Consider the following 13,360-nt stretch of genomic DNA (forward strand, 5'->3'; position numbering starts at 1 on the left):
GTGTATCGACCCCGGCGCGAACGCCGGGTGCTTGAGAGCCCCCTGAGTCAGGGGGCAGCCGCGAAGCGGCGGGGGTATGGGTGCAGAAATGCGGGGCCCGCGGTTTGCGAAGCAAATCGTGGGGCGGCAGCGCGCAGGCGATGACGCGCACCCCGGCCGTTGGCCGGCCACGCGGATCAAGCCACTTCGCCGACCTGTCGGCGGAGTGCCGCCAACTGCGCGCGCAGTGCGTCGTTCTCCAGGGTCAGGGCGATCACCCGCTGGCGCAGCTCGGCCGGGCCTTCACCAAGTGAGCTCAACGCCTCGGCAATCTCGGCCTCGCGGCTGGGGTCGCCCTCCAGGTCGCCGTCGGCGCTGTGCAGCACCTCCTGCACCGGCTTGCGTGGCTTGCGCTTGGCCTCGCGCACGCGCTTGGCCGCCTGTTTCAGCTCGTCCTTGCCGGCTGCAGCGGCCGCGCGCTGTTCGTCTTCCGGCAGCGCGGCCACCGCAGCGGCGGCGCTGATCGAGATGACACCGCTCTTGACTGCTTCCACCAGCTCCGGCGCGGCCTGCTTGTGGATGCGTTCGATCATCGTCACCTGGCTGCTGCTCAGCCGCGCTTCGCGCGCCATGTCGGCACGGCTGACCTTCGGCGCCGGCGCCCACGGCGGGCTGTCTTCATCGCCCTGCGGCACGGCATCGGCGATTTCGCCGTCGCTTTCGCGCTGCAGCTGGGCCTGGTCGGCGCGGTGGCGCTCGGCCAGGATGTCGCGCTTGCGCAGGGCCAGCACGCCGCGCTGGAAATCGGAGACGCTGCGCCGGCCCAGGTGCTGTTCGATCATCCACAGGTGCACGTCGTCCATCGACTGGAAGCGGGTGTTCTGCACCGTCTGGAACGGCAGGCCGTGTTTCTGGCAGATGCCGTAGCGGTTGTGCCCATCCACCAGTACATCGTTCCACAGCACCAGCGCGTCGCGGCAGCCTTCGGCCAGGATGCTGCGCTCCAGTGCCTCGTGTTCATCGGCGGTAAGCGGATCGATGTAGGCCTTGAGTTCTTCTTTGACGACGATGTCCATGCAATCCGGTAGGCGAGCAGCTGATGACCGCCCATTGTACCGGTCGCCGGCATCACGTCGTGGCGCGTCTCCCATCCGTTGCCGCTGCAACCATACCGCCGTGTGGCGGCACGCACATGGCAGAATCGGGCAGCTGACCTTCCTGCACGTGAACGATGTCGACTCCTGCCGCTGCCAACGCCACCCCTTCGCCCCGCCGCATCCTGCTGGCCAGCCTGATCGGCACCACCATCGAGTTCTTCGATTTCTACATTTACGCCACGGCGGCGGTGCTGGTGTTCCCGCACCTGTTCTTCCCTGACAGCAGCGAGGGTGCGGCGCTGCTGCAGTCGCTGGCGACCTTCGCGGTGGCGTTCATCGCCCGCCCGGTGGGCTCTGCGGTGTTCGGCCATTACGGCGACCGGATCGGGCGCAAGGCCACGCTGGTGGCCGCGCTGCTGACCATGGGCGTGTCCACGGTGGCGATCGGCCTGCTGCCCACCCACGCCAGCATCGGCATCGTGGCGCCGACCTTGCTGGCGCTGTGCCGCTTCGGGCAGGGCCTGGGCCTGGGCGGCGAGTGGGGCGGGGCGGTGCTGCTGGCCACCGAAAACGCGCCGCCGGGCAAGCGCGCCTGGTACGGCATGTTCCCGCAGCTGGGCGCGCCATTGGGCTTCCTGCTCTCGGCCGGCATCTTCCTGCTGTTGGGCCGCGCGATGAGCGATGCGGACTTCCTGCAGTGGGGCTGGCGCGTGCCGTTCCTGGCCAGTTCGCTGCTGGTGGCGGTGGGCCTGTGGGTGCGCCTGAACATCCACGAGACCCCGCAGTTCCAGGCGGCGCTGGACCGCAATGAACGCGTGCGCCTGCCGATGTGGACGGTGCTGCGCCACCACCCGCGCACGCTGGTGCTGGGTACGTTGGGCGCGTTCGCCACCTTCGTGCTGTTCTACCTGATGACGGTGTTCAGCCTGGGCTACGGCACCACCGTGCTGCGCTACAGTCGCGAGCAGTTCCTGCTGCTGCAGATGGTGGGCATCCTGTTCTTCGCCGCCGGCATTCCGCTGTCGGCGATGTACGGCGACCGCTGGGGCACGCGGCGCACGATGATCGTGGCCAGCGGCCTGATCCTGGGCTTCGGCGTATTGTTCGCCCCGCTGTTCCAGGCCGGCAGCCCGTGGATGGTGGTCGGCTTCCTGGCGCTGGGCCTGTTCCTGATGGGCCTGACCTATGGCCCGTGCGGGACGTTCCTGGCCGAGATCTACCCGGTGCAGGTGCGCTATACCGGCGCATCGCTGTCGTTCAACCTGGCCGGCATCCTCGGCGCGGCACCGGCGCCGTACGTGGCCACCTGGCTGGCCGGTCGTTTCGGCCTGGTCGCGGTGGGCTACTACCTGTGCCTGACCGCAGTGATCACCATCCTGGCGCTGCTGGCCATGGGCCGGCCGGCGCGCCTCAGCGGAAAATCCGTTTGAGCGTGCGTCCCAGCCAGCTGCCCTGCTGGTGGTCGCGGGCGAACTGGTTCAGGTGCTGCTTGACCGATTCGGCGTAGGCCTTGTCATCGCCACGAATGTGGTTGAACAGCCAGCGCGACAGCATCGTGCGCAGCTCGTCGGTGATGTCCTCGCCGGCCTGGAAGCGCAGCCGGTACTCGGCCACGCGCTTGCCGAAAATCTCGTGCACGCGCTTGTGCGCGGCGCAGAACGGGTAGCCGGCTTCTTCCATCAGCTCTTCTTCGAATGCGAAGTGCGACATGGTGTAGTCCACCAGCTCGTCGATCACTTCGGCCACGGCCACCTTGTGCAGACTGGTCTGCGCCACGTGCAGGTGGTTGAGCATCTCCACGATCCGCATGTGCTGGTGGTCGATGACGTCGATGCCGATGTTCAGGTCGTCCTGCCAGACCAGAAGTGCCATGCTGCGTTCCCTTTGCTGTTCGCTGGGAACGACTCTAGGCAGGGCAGGGTGTGCCCGCGTTGATCTGGATCAAGGCGCCAGTGCGGGTTCCCGCGCGGCGATGGCCACGCGCGTGCTGCAAACCCGGTTGCGGCCGGCGGCCTTGGCCAGGTAAAGCTGGCGGTCGGCTTCGGAAATCAAGCGGTGCAGCGAATCGTGCTGCGGGCGCAGGCAGCACAGCCCGATGCTGACCGTCATGCGCAGCGTGGTGTGGCCCAGGTCCACTTCCAGTGCCGCGATACGCTGGCGCAGGATCTCGAAGTAGCCGATCGCCTCGTCTTCTTCCAGTCCCGGTACCAGCAGGCAGAACTCTTCACCACCGAAGCGCGCGATCAGGTCGTGGTCGCGCGCGTGGTCGGCCACGGTGGCGGCCACCGCACGCAGGGCGTCATCGCCGGCCTCATGGCCGTGGGTGTCGTTGATGTGCTTGAAGTGGTCGATGTCGATCATCGCCACCGCCACCTGTTCGCCCTGCACCTGCAGCTGCGGCAGCTGGCGTTGGCTCTGCTCCAGGAAGCAGCGGCGGTTGGGCAGGCCGGTGAGGAAATCGCGGGTGGCCAGGTCCTGCAGCGTGCCGATCAGCTCCAGCTGGTCCACGTTCTGCGAGACGCGGCAGAAGAATTCCTCGCGCGAGAATGGCTTGCGCAGGAAGTCGTTGGCGCCGTTCTTGAGGAAGCGCGGAATCAGCGACGGATCGGTGTTGCCGGAAATACCGATCACCGCCACCTTGTCGCGCGAACGCAGGGTGCGCAGCCGGCGGGTGAATTCCACGCCCTCCATCCCGGGCATTTCCTGGTCGACCACCGCCAGCCGGATCGCCGGATGGGCCTCGATCACCTTCAGCCCCTCGGCGCCGTCGGCCGCCTCGTAGACATCGTGGCCGTACATGCGCAGCAGCGAGGCGGCATACATGCGCGCGGACATCGAGTCGTCCACCACCAATGCCGCGATGCGCCGGTTGCGCTCCAGGCGCTGCACCAGCCACACCAGGTAGTCGATGCTGCCGGGCGTGTTCTTGAGCACGTAATCGATGATCTGCTGCTGCAGCACGCGCTTGCGCAGGTCTTCGTCGTACACGCCGCTGACCACCACCGTGCGCAGCCCGCGCGACAGGAAATATTCGACCACCTTGTCGCGGTCGCCGTCGGCCAGCACCAGCCCGGTCAGCACCAGGAACCAGCCCTTCTCTTCGTTCAGCAGGCGCCCGGCCTCGGCCAGCGAGGTTGCCACCGACACCGGCAGCTCCAGCCGCTGTTCGATGGCTTCCTTGAGCATCGTGGTGAACGTGCGCGAGTTCTCCACCAGCAGGATCCGCTGGGGGAGGTCATCACCGGGGTCGCCATCGAAAGCGCCCTGAAACAGTGCCGGCATGTTGCGTACGCTCGAAATCCGAGAGGGTTGGAAGGAATAGCGGCGTCTTCACGCGGGACTTTAGGGTCAATCGTCGGATCTGTGACCGGGATGTCCGGATATGGGGCCGTAATAACCGGATCCAGGAGCGTAGTGCCACGCCCTGCGTGGCAGCTCTTCGTCCCAGGCCAGCGGACTCGTCCCCAGCACCATCGCCTGCCGAAGCCATTCAAACGATTCAGCAGGTATCTGCGATTGAAAAATGGTAGTTCCACGCGAGTCGATTGCGTAAGTATCGTGCCCTGATGAATATTCAATCGGGGGGCAATGATCCGGAACTCTCTCAGGCAGCAAGTCCGAAGCCAGCAGGATCGAAACTGTTGTAAGCGGCCACGAGCATCGGAGAACCGGATGGTGTCGCAAGCCTAATGCCTACCCACTCCACATCAAACGCATCGCATTCGACAATCGCGCTGCGTACCTCATCAACAATGGAAAGTCGTCCTTTGGGTAAGGGGCGCGTTCCCATCGTGAAGTTGTCGGCAAAGCTAGCCAGACGTTCGTGAATCTGATCCTTGCTCTGGCATTCAATCAGCTGGCGAATCAGATCATGGGCGGCAGAGGCGGCCGCACTGTCAAGCAAGGATGCCGGTTGATCAGATGCGGGCAATCCAGCGCTCACAGTGTTCGACAGCAGCCGCGCGCAGACTACGCCGGCGAGTGCTTGGGTGCCACTGCAGGCTCCGGCTGATGCCGTATGGGGAACCGGCAAATCGTGGGAGCCGAGATACCCGGCGATCCGCTGCAGGTCGCGAGCAGTTGAGGCTGACGATGGATGATCTTCCGGCAACGCTGCCATGGCCCGCTCAAGCGGGGCGCGGATTTCGCGGAAGGAACCGTCCAGGGCAGACGCTGCTGCGGATGACAACGCCTCACCCAATGCCCGATGGATTACCGAGCCAGGCGTGTGGGAAGCCCGAAGGCGCATGAAGTCGATCAAAGCATGGCCATGGCGCTGAGCGTTGAGGGCGCGGATCGAGGAAGCGTGCGTTTCGATCGTTTCGCAGGCCAGCGGGGTCTCACGGTTGAAGGCAGTAGCGCGCTCCATGGTGCCGCGCTGCTGCATGTCGAATTCTCGCGAACGTGGAACTGCCGGTATGGCACGGGATGAGCGGTCAACATCGATGGGGCGCATGGATTGGGTGGCGTCCAGTAAATATGGTGCGCACCATCCTGCCCGGCACCGGCGCCGTCTGCTTTTCCAAATCGATCATAGCGGCGGCCTCACCCGAGACATCCCGCAGCTTCTACCAGGAAATTCCAGACCGGTGGCCGGACAGTTCTACATCCAGGGCTTTGCTTGGATCGATGGGACCGGGCGCGTCGCAGACCTGGTCGATCTCGATGGCATAATCATCCATGCAGGAGATGTAAGGTGGGCCGAAGTTATACTTGAAGAAGGAGCAGGAAATGGCGTTTCAACGCAAAGGCTCAAATCCGCCGTTGCCGGCGTCAAGGCGAACGCCAGCGGACGGGATCAATCCGGCACGCAGCAACCGGCCCAAGGCACCGCCGAATCCGCCACCGCCGCCTAAGCGGCCTTGACGGAAACGCAGCGATTTCCGCGCTTCCGGTTCACCCCAGCACATCCCGCAACTTGTACCAGGACATCGCCGCCACCAGCAGTGGCGTGCGAAGCAGCTTTCCACCCGGGAAGCGTCCATGCGGAATGCGCTCAAACACGTCCAGCCGTTCGTTCTGCCCAGCAATGGCCTCGGCGATCACCGCGCCGGCTAGGCCGGTTACAGCCACGCCGTGCCCGGAAAAGCCCTGTGCAAAGTATACGTTCGGGGTCAGCCGGCCCCAGTCGGGGGCGCGGTTGCGGGTGATGTCCACGTAGCCGCCCCAAACCTGGTCCATCCCGACGTCGGCCAACTGCGGGAACACCTGGCGCATGCGCTTGGTCATCACCCCGCGCAGGTTCGGCGGCGGCAGCGCCGAGTAGCTGGCGCGGCCACCGAACAGCAGCCTGTTATCGGCACTGAGCTTGAAGTAGTCCAGCGCCCAGCTGACGTCGGCCACGGCCATGTCGTTGCGGATCAGCGCCCGGGCCCGTTCCTCGCCCAGGGGGGCGCTGGCGCCGATGTAGGTGCCCACCGGCATGATCCGGCGCTCCAGCTCCGGCGCGATGCCCTGCAGCCACGCGTTGCCCGCGATGACCACTTGGTTGGCGGTGACCGTGCCGCTGGCGGTACGCAACTGCGGGCGCTCGCCGCGCACCAGTTCGAGTACAGGGCTCGCCTCATGGATCACCACGCCCAGGCCTTCAGCGGCGCGGGCCAGGCCCTGCGCATAGGCCAGCGGGTGCAGGTGGCCGCTGGCGGCATCGAACATCGCGCCGCGATAGCGGGGGCTGTCAAGCTGGCTGCGCAGCTGCTGCCGGTCCCACCACTGCAGCGGATAGTCGTAGCGCTCCACCAGGGTGTCCATGCCGGCACGCAGCGAACGCTCCTGGCGCGCGTTGATCGGCACGCTGGCATGGCCATCACGCCATTCGCACTCGATGGCGTAGTGCCCCAGGCGATGGCGCAACAGGGCCATGCCCTCGCGCGAGAAGTCGAACAGCCGGCGCGCATCGGCATTGCCAACCAGCCGTTCCAGCGTGTCCACCTCGCAGCCATAACCGACGATCGCCTGGCCGCCATTGCGTCCCGATGCCCCCCAGCCAACCCGATGCGCTTCCAGCACGGTCACCCGATAGCCGCGTTCGGCCAATGAGAGTGCGGCCGACAAGCCGGTGTAGCCGGCGCCCAGCACGCATACGTCGGTGGCATGGTCGCCACGCAGCGGGGCGCGCAGCGGCGTTTCAGCCACGCTGTCGGCATACCAGCTGGGTGCGTGCGCCTGTCCGGCCAGGCTCATCGGGGGCTCGCTCATGCGCACAGCATGCCAGCAACCCGTGTCGAGGGCAGGTGCGGCCACCGTGAGGGCGTTGGTTGCACGGGCGCAGCGGGCAGGGGTAACGTGCGGACAGGTGGCATCCTCGATGCCTGTCACTGGATATCCGGGCAATCACGGTATTTTCCACCCCTTCGGCGAAGCTTGTCGCCGTTACTCACGCACAGCAGACCGGCCATGACCACCCGAACGCGTTCGCGCAAAGCCCCTTCTCCGTCGCGCAAGGCCGCCGCTCCCTCGCGGAAGGCGCCGTCGCGCAAGGCCGCTGTCAAGCCGGCCGCCGAAGAGAGCGTACTGTTACGCTGGCTCAAGGATCGCCACATCACCGAGGTGGAATGCCTGGTGCCGGACATCACCGGCAACGCCCGCGGCAAGATCATCCCGGCCGACAAGTTCTCGCACGACTACGGCACCCGCCTGCCCGAAGGCATTTTCGCCACCACCGTGACCGGCGAGTTCCCGGATGACTACTACGAGCTGACCTCGCCGTCGGATTCGGACATGATCCTGCGCCCGGACCCGGACACCGTGCGCATGGTGCCGTGGGCCACCGATCCCACCGCACAGGTCATCCACGACTGTTACACCAAGCATGGCGAGCCGCATGAGCTGGCCCCGCGCAACGTGCTGCGCCGGGTGCTCGATGCCTATGCGGAACTGGGCCTGCGCCCGGTGGTGGCGCCGGAGCTGGAATTCTTCCTGGTGCAGAAGAACACCGACCCGGATTTCCCGCTGCTGCCCCCGGCCGGCCGCTCGGGCCGCCCGGAAACGGCGCGGCAGTCGTACTCGATCGATGCGGTCAACGAGTTCGACCCGATCCTGGACCTGATGTACGACTACTGCGACGCGATGAAGCTGGACGTGGATACGCTCATCCATGAATCCGGTGCGGCGCAGCTGGAGGTCAACTTCACCCACGCCAACGCGATGGACCTGGCCGACCAGGTGTTCCTGTTCAAGCGCACCATGCGTGAATCGGCCATGCGCCATGGGGTGTACGCCACGTTCCTGGCCAAGCCGATGGAAACCGAGCCGGGCAGCGCCATGCACATCCACCAGAGCCTGCTCCGGATCAGCGATGGCCACAATGTGTTCAGCGGCGAGAGCGGCGGCGACGAGTTCAGCCCATTGTTCGGCCACTACCTGGCCGGCCTGCAGAAGTATGTGCCGGCGGCGATGGCGTTCTTTGCCCCGAACGTGAATTCCTACCGCCGGCTGGTGTTCGGCGAGGTCTCCCCGAGCAACGTGCACTGGGGCTTCGACAACCGCACCTGCGGGCTGCGGGTGCCGCTGGATACGCCGGAGAACATGCGGGTGGAAAGCCGCTTTGCCGGCTCGGACGCCAACCCCTACCTGGCCATGGCCGCCACCCTGGCTGCCGGGCTGCTGGGCATCCGCGAGCAGCGCTCGCCGACCGCGCCGATCAGCGGCAGCGCCAAGGAGCTGGGCTACGACCTGCCGCGCTCGCTGGGCGAGGCGCTGGATGGCCTGGAGGGCTGCCGCGAGCTGCGCGAGATGCTGGGCGAGCGCTTCTGCCGGGCCTACGTGTCGGTCAAGCGCAAGGAGTACGAGACCTTCTTCCGGGTGATCAGCTCCTGGGAACGTGAATTCCTGCTGCTGAATGTGTGACCGGCCCAGCCGCCCGATCAGGCATGGCCAGCCCGGCCCCGTGCTGGGAAAATAGCCAGTTGCCCGTTAGGCTGGCACCGTTCTACCGGTCCGGCCGGTTCCCCCATCTCGCACCTGACCCGCGGAGAGTCCAATGAAGCTGCGAATCCTCACCCTCGGCATCGCCGTTTCCATGCTCAGCGCCTGTGGTGGCGCCAAGCAGGAAGACAGCAAGGTGCTGAACGTCTACAACTACAGCGATTACATCGCCGACGACACCATCCCGAATTTCGAGAAGGCCACCGGCATCAAGGTGACCTACGACGTGTTCGACAGCGACGAGATGGTCGAGACCAAGCTGCTCGCCGGTGGCAGTGGCTACGACGTGGTGGTGCCGACGCTGAACTTCTTCGGCCGCCAGATCCAGGCCGGCGTGTTCCTGCCGCTGGACAAGAGCAGCATCCCCAACCTGGCCAATCTCGACCCGGAGATGATGAAACGCATCGCGCAGCAGGATCCGGGCAACAAGTACGGCGTGCCGTACATGATCGGCACCACCGGCATCGGCTACAACGTGGAGATGCTCAAGGCGCGTTTCGGCGGCAGCACCGAGATCGCCAACAGTTGGGACCTGATCTTCAAGCCGGAAAACATTGCCAGGATGAAGGATTGCGGGATCACCATCCTCGATACCCCGGCCGACATGATTCCGATCGCGCTGCACTACCTGGGCGAAGATCCGCACAGCCATGATCCGGCGGTGATCCAGAAAGCGGCCGATCTGCTCAAGAGCATCCGCCCGTACGTGCAGAACTTCCACTCCTCGCAGTACGTGGGTTCGCTGGCCAACGGCGGCACCTGCCTGGTGGTGGGTTGGTCGGGCGACATCATCCAGGCCCGTGACCGCGCCGCCGAAGCAGCCAATGGCGTGACCGTGGCTTATTCGATCCCGAAGGAAGGCGCGCCGCAATGGTTCGACATGCTGGCCATTCCCAAGGACGCCAAGCACCCGGAAGCGGCCTACGCGTTCATCAACTACCTGCTGGACCCGAAGGTGGCCGCGGCCAACACCAACTTCATCCATTACGCCAACCCGGTGGGCGCGGCCACGTCGCTGGTGGACGAAGCGATCCGCAACGACCCGACCATCTACCCACCGGCCGAGGTGGCCGCGAAGATGTTCACCTATTCGATCAACCCGCCGGACGTGGACAAGCTGTATACCCGCCTGTGGACCGAGATCAAGACCGGACGCTGACGCTGGTCTGGCAGATCACCGGCCGGTTAGCCGCGAGGCCGGTGAAATGGTGGTGCGCGGGTCGGGCATTGGCCGGCCCTCGCGATTCTGGGTGACTGAGCTGGCGGCTGGATCGCGACCAGTGCGTATGCAGCTCAGTGTTCCTTGGACAAGTTGTCCGCGAAGTACTCGAAATTGTAGGCATTGTCGGCCGCCAGATCGCGAGCGTATTTGCGACGTATCTCGCATCTTCAGGCGTGTTGAACTTCTGATCCAGATCCGAGATCGAGCTGACGAGCGAATCGCGGAAATGACTGATTTCATGATAGACAGTCGCTGCCCGTGACCCTGTAGCAACGTCCGGCCCCAAGGGAAGTGCGAAGAAAGCTGGGCAGTAGTTGATTACGTAGGGCACCGCCGGATTGACCCAAGCCGTGGTCTGCATGCCTTCGTCTTCCTTCGAGCATTCGCAGGAAGGGAGGCTGAGCCGGCCATGCCTGGTCCATACAGCTTCAACCACCGTTTCGATTCTCACGTTCACCGGGTTGTCCTGGTTGGGATCTCCATGGATTCCGAACCAGCTCGTGTAGCGCGGGGACTGTTCGAACTTCTTCTTCTTTTCACCATCGACGAACTCCGTCGAGTACAGGTTCCCGAGATAGGTCCAGACGTCCCTGGCCATCACGGATGAGGCGCTGATCGCATTCAGAATCGAAACCAACTGCTCCCCAGAGCACGAAGTCGTGCTGGCGTTGGCAAGGGCGGCGTGCTCCTGCTTCCTGACAGTCAAGGGAACGAAGATCCGTATTCTCGGCGTATCGGTGAACTCGGTCTGGCGGGTGCGCGATTCATCCGCCCGCGCTGGACGCTGACGGAACGTGGTTGGCGCGACGGAGTAAATCATGCCAGGGCGAAGATCGTAGTTGCTTGAAAGATCGATCGTCCGCTGGAGCATTTGGCCAGGCTGGATAACCAGTTCGCGGGTCGCTGCCTCCCTGGTGATACCCATGTGGTACCCAAGATAGAGCGGGTACTCGCCATCGTCCGCCCTGACGAACAAGCTCTCGGTTCTAAGTTTTCCGTCGGACCTGGAATTGGGAAGATCTACTGCTCTCACGCTGATCGGGCGATCAGTCCCGTTCCGGTAGGTGATCGTCAGCACGATTTCGCCATCAGCAGAAGGGGACTGTTCTGCGATGGCTGTAACTCCAGCGTTCGCCGTAGCTGCAGCGATGCACGTCAGGAGGGCGAGCAGGGGCGCTTGGCTTCTGGACATTCCGTTGTTATTCCGCGAGAGGATGACGCACATTTCGTAGGTATAGGCCAGGCTCGTCAATGCGCTGAACCTGGAAATGTGAGCCAGCGAGACGCTCCGCATGCTGGATTCGCAGAACTGTGTTGAGCGTCAAATCTGGGATGAATATTCCGCTGTTGCCGCTCTGGAACGCTTTGATGGGAGACGGAACTGGCCCTCAAGGGCCGAGCCGCATGCCCTTAGCCGTCAAGGAGTGTTCCGTCACGGGTTGGCGTGTGGGGGCGGTTGGGATGCATGGGCGCTGCGGCGAGATGATGCAGGATGGCAGGCAACAACTCGGCGGCATCCCGCCCACCATTGCACAGGAAGTTCGAGCTCGGCCGCTGCAGGTTGTACTTGCCCAGGAAGAACAGCCCCGGCTGTGGGGACACCCCGTACTCGCCCAGCGGGTAACCGTTCGGGTCGAGCGCGCCCGGCACTTCGAGCCATGGCCACTGTGCGTCGAAACCGGTGGCCGCCACGATCGTGCGGATGCCTGCGGCGTCCAACCGGATGCAGCGCGGCGAGGCGTCCGGCTCCCAGTCCAGGTAGACCTCTTCGGGCAGGTAGCGCGCGTCGCCGGTGGATGTCTCTGCTGCTGATGCGTAATGCGCATCGGCCATGTCGTTGAGGTGCTTGTACTCGGTGCGGGTGCCGGCCACCGCCTCGCGGATCTGCGGGCGCACGTCGCGGAAGTGGGCGATGTGGCCTTCCAGGTGCTCCAGCTTGCCGAGCAGTACGATGCCGTCGCGGTGCATCGACAGCAGGCTGATCGAGCTGCCCATGCCCAGCGCACCAGTTCCGGATACCAAGGGGAACTCCGCCGTTCTTGCCTTCTGCAGGGCGCCTGGTACGCCCGCGGCCACGTCCGGGCGTTCGCCCACGTGTCGGTGCAGCAGCCCCTGCATGTCCCACCAGTGCATGGAGTCCCTGCCGCGTACCCGGCGGATGTGGGAGAAGCGGTCGGCCATCGACCAGTACACCTCGCGCCCGGCATTGCGCAGGTCCTGTGCGATCTGCGCGCCGGACTGGCCGCCGCCGATCACAAGCACGGCGCCCGGGCCGAGCTGTTGGGGGCGCCGGTAGTCGCCGGAGTGAACGACGTCAAGCTCGGGGGCAGGGGAGAAGAACGCCCGTGGCCAACGCGGGCGGCGGTACTCTCCGCTGGCCACGACCACGCAGCGTGCCTCGAGCGTGCCGTCGCTGGTGATGACACGGTAGCCGTCGCCTGCAGCAAACACCCGATGCACGGTGCATCCCTCGACTACGGGCAACTGCCGCCGGCGCGCATAGTCGGTCAGCATGTCGATGACGTCGGGCGCGGTGGCAAAGCCCGTTGGATCCGCGCCGTCGTATTGGTAGCCGGGCAGGGCAGTCAGGAAGTTGGGCGTGTTGAGTCGGAAGGAATCCCACCGCCGCGTCCAGCTGGAGCCGATGGTCTCCGCTTCCAGAACCTGATGGCGCACGCCTGCCTCCACCAGCAGGGCGCTGAGCGAGAGGCCGGAGTGTCCCGCTCCAATAACAACTACCTCAAAGGGCCGTACGTCGGGGATGGCTTGCATGCATGACTCCTTGTGATGGTGCGCGTTCGTCGTTCGTCGTTCGTGGAGGTATTGCGCTCACACTGTCAGGAGGTCAACGCGATGACGCGCGGAATGTGACGCGTCACTTGCCTGTCGCTCACGCGTGTTGGAAGGTGTGCACGCGATCAAGGAACCGCGCGAATCCCCGCTCCAGCAGACCGGGAGCGACAAGCGCGAAGGCGTTTTCAGCCGCCACCCACGCAGGGCTGGGCGATGCATGTCAAGGGGCGCTTCAGCACCATTGCCTCTGGACCAGATGGGCGCGACATAGGCAGGGCGTTCACGTCGCCTCGGCGGCACGCTTATTAGGGTTCTTCCTGAGCCCCTTGGCCCACCCGGCCCC

The 13,360-nt window shown here is 65.0% G+C and carries 11 protein-coding genes; 4 read left to right on the plus strand and 7 right to left on the minus strand.

What is annotated here, in order from left to right:
* Positions 1-176 precede the first annotated feature (176 nt).
* Positions 177-1,055 carry a plasmid replication/partition related protein gene (locus J7J08_RS02500; protein WP_214901187.1) on the minus strand — a complete coding sequence of 293 codons (879 nt, stop codon included), beginning with the start codon at positions 1,053-1,055 and terminating at the stop codon, positions 177-179.
* Positions 1,056-1,210: 155 nt separating this feature from the next.
* Between J7J08_RS02500 and J7J08_RS02505 the strand changes: the two genes are divergently transcribed.
* Positions 1,211-2,506: an MFS transporter gene (locus tag J7J08_RS02505; RefSeq protein WP_214901189.1), complete on the plus strand. Its 1,296-nt coding sequence runs from the start codon at positions 1,211-1,213 to the stop codon at positions 2,504-2,506.
* Here the strand turns inward: J7J08_RS02505 and J7J08_RS02510 are convergent.
* The 3 genes from J7J08_RS02510 to J7J08_RS02520 form a co-directional block, all read right to left on the minus strand.
* On the minus strand, positions 2,487-2,948 hold the full coding sequence (locus tag J7J08_RS02510) for a bacteriohemerythrin (protein ID WP_214901191.1): 462 nt from the start codon (positions 2,946-2,948) through the stop codon (positions 2,487-2,489). The two genes, J7J08_RS02505 and J7J08_RS02510, sit on opposite strands and share 20 nt — an antisense overlap.
* Before the next feature lie 69 nt (positions 2,949-3,017).
* Positions 3,018-4,358, minus strand: a complete 1,341-nt coding sequence (locus J7J08_RS02515) for a diguanylate cyclase (RefSeq protein ID WP_214901194.1) — start codon at positions 4,356-4,358, stop codon at positions 3,018-3,020.
* Between the two features lie 322 nt (positions 4,359-4,680).
* The gene (locus tag J7J08_RS02520; protein ID WP_214901196.1) at positions 4,681-5,463 is read right to left on the minus strand and encodes a hypothetical protein; all 783 of its coding nucleotides are present in this window, start codon (positions 5,461-5,463) and stop codon (positions 4,681-4,683) included.
* Positions 5,464-5,494: 31 nt separating this feature from the next.
* On the opposite strand from J7J08_RS02520, the gene J7J08_RS02525 reads away from it, so the two are divergent.
* Entirely contained in the window at positions 5,495-5,932 is a 438-nt protein-coding gene (locus J7J08_RS02525; protein WP_214901197.1) for a hypothetical protein, read from the plus strand.
* Between the two features lie 40 nt (positions 5,933-5,972).
* Here J7J08_RS02525 and J7J08_RS02530 read toward each other — a convergent pair whose 3' ends face one another.
* Positions 5,973-7,274, minus strand: coding sequence for an FAD-binding oxidoreductase (locus tag J7J08_RS02530; protein WP_251006351.1), 1,302 nt, complete (start codon positions 7,272-7,274; stop codon positions 5,973-5,975).
* Between the two features lie 198 nt (positions 7,275-7,472).
* Between J7J08_RS02530 and J7J08_RS02535 the strand changes: the two genes are divergently transcribed.
* Complete coding sequence (locus J7J08_RS02535) at positions 7,473-8,924, plus strand: glutamine synthetase family protein (protein WP_251006352.1); 1,452 nt, start codon at positions 7,473-7,475, stop codon at positions 8,922-8,924.
* A 133-nt stretch (positions 8,925-9,057) separates the two neighbouring features.
* The gene (locus J7J08_RS02540; protein WP_214901200.1) at positions 9,058-10,161 is read left to right on the plus strand and encodes a polyamine ABC transporter substrate-binding protein; all 1,104 of its coding nucleotides are present in this window, start codon (positions 9,058-9,060) and stop codon (positions 10,159-10,161) included.
* On the opposite strand, the gene J7J08_RS02545 is transcribed toward J7J08_RS02540, so the two are convergent.
* Both J7J08_RS02545 and J7J08_RS02550 read right to left on the minus strand, forming a co-directional pair.
* Entirely contained in the window at positions 10,145-11,476 is a 1,332-nt protein-coding gene (locus J7J08_RS02545; protein WP_214901202.1) for a M35 family metallo-endopeptidase, read from the minus strand. The two genes, J7J08_RS02540 and J7J08_RS02545, sit on opposite strands and share 17 nt — an antisense overlap.
* Positions 11,477-11,634: 158 nt before the next feature.
* On the minus strand, positions 11,635-12,996 hold the full coding sequence (locus J7J08_RS02550; RefSeq protein ID WP_214901204.1) for an NAD(P)/FAD-dependent oxidoreductase: 1,362 nt from the start codon (positions 12,994-12,996) through the stop codon (positions 11,635-11,637).
* Positions 12,997-13,360 lie beyond the last annotated feature (364 nt).

The organism is Stenotrophomonas sp. ISL-67, from assembly GCF_018612915.1.
Lineage (GTDB): Bacteria > Pseudomonadota > Gammaproteobacteria > Xanthomonadales > Xanthomonadaceae > Stenotrophomonas.

What these genes read in the sequence shown, in the direction of transcription:
- J7J08_RS02500 (WP_214901187.1), bottom strand. Translation starts at nt 1,055, where the DNA reads ATGGACATCGTCGTCAAAGAAGAACTCAAGGCCTACATCGATCCGCTT.
- J7J08_RS02505 (WP_214901189.1), top strand. Translation starts at nt 1,211, where the DNA reads ATGTCGACTCCTGCCGCTGCCAACGCCACCCCTTCGCCCCGCCGCATC.
- J7J08_RS02510 (WP_214901191.1), bottom strand. Translation starts at nt 2,948, where the DNA reads ATGGCACTTCTGGTCTGGCAGGACGACCTGAACATCGGCATCGACGTC.
- J7J08_RS02515 (WP_214901194.1), bottom strand. Translation starts at nt 4,358, where the DNA reads ATGCCGGCACTGTTTCAGGGCGCTTTCGATGGCGACCCCGGTGATGAC.
- J7J08_RS02520 (WP_214901196.1), bottom strand. Translation starts at nt 5,463, where the DNA reads ATGCAGCAGCGCGGCACCATGGAGCGCGCTACTGCCTTCAACCGTGAG.
- J7J08_RS02525 (WP_214901197.1), top strand. Translation starts at nt 5,495, where the DNA reads ATGGCACGGGATGAGCGGTCAACATCGATGGGGCGCATGGATTGGGTG.
- J7J08_RS02530 (WP_251006351.1), bottom strand. Translation starts at nt 7,274, where the DNA reads ATGAGCGAGCCCCCGATGAGCCTGGCCGGACAGGCGCACGCACCCAGC.
- J7J08_RS02535 (WP_251006352.1), top strand. Translation starts at nt 7,473, where the DNA reads ATGACCACCCGAACGCGTTCGCGCAAAGCCCCTTCTCCGTCGCGCAAG.
- J7J08_RS02540 (WP_214901200.1), top strand. Translation starts at nt 9,058, where the DNA reads ATGAAGCTGCGAATCCTCACCCTCGGCATCGCCGTTTCCATGCTCAGC.
- J7J08_RS02550 (WP_214901204.1), bottom strand. Translation starts at nt 12,996, where the DNA reads ATGCAAGCCATCCCCGACGTACGGCCCTTTGAGGTAGTTGTTATTGGA.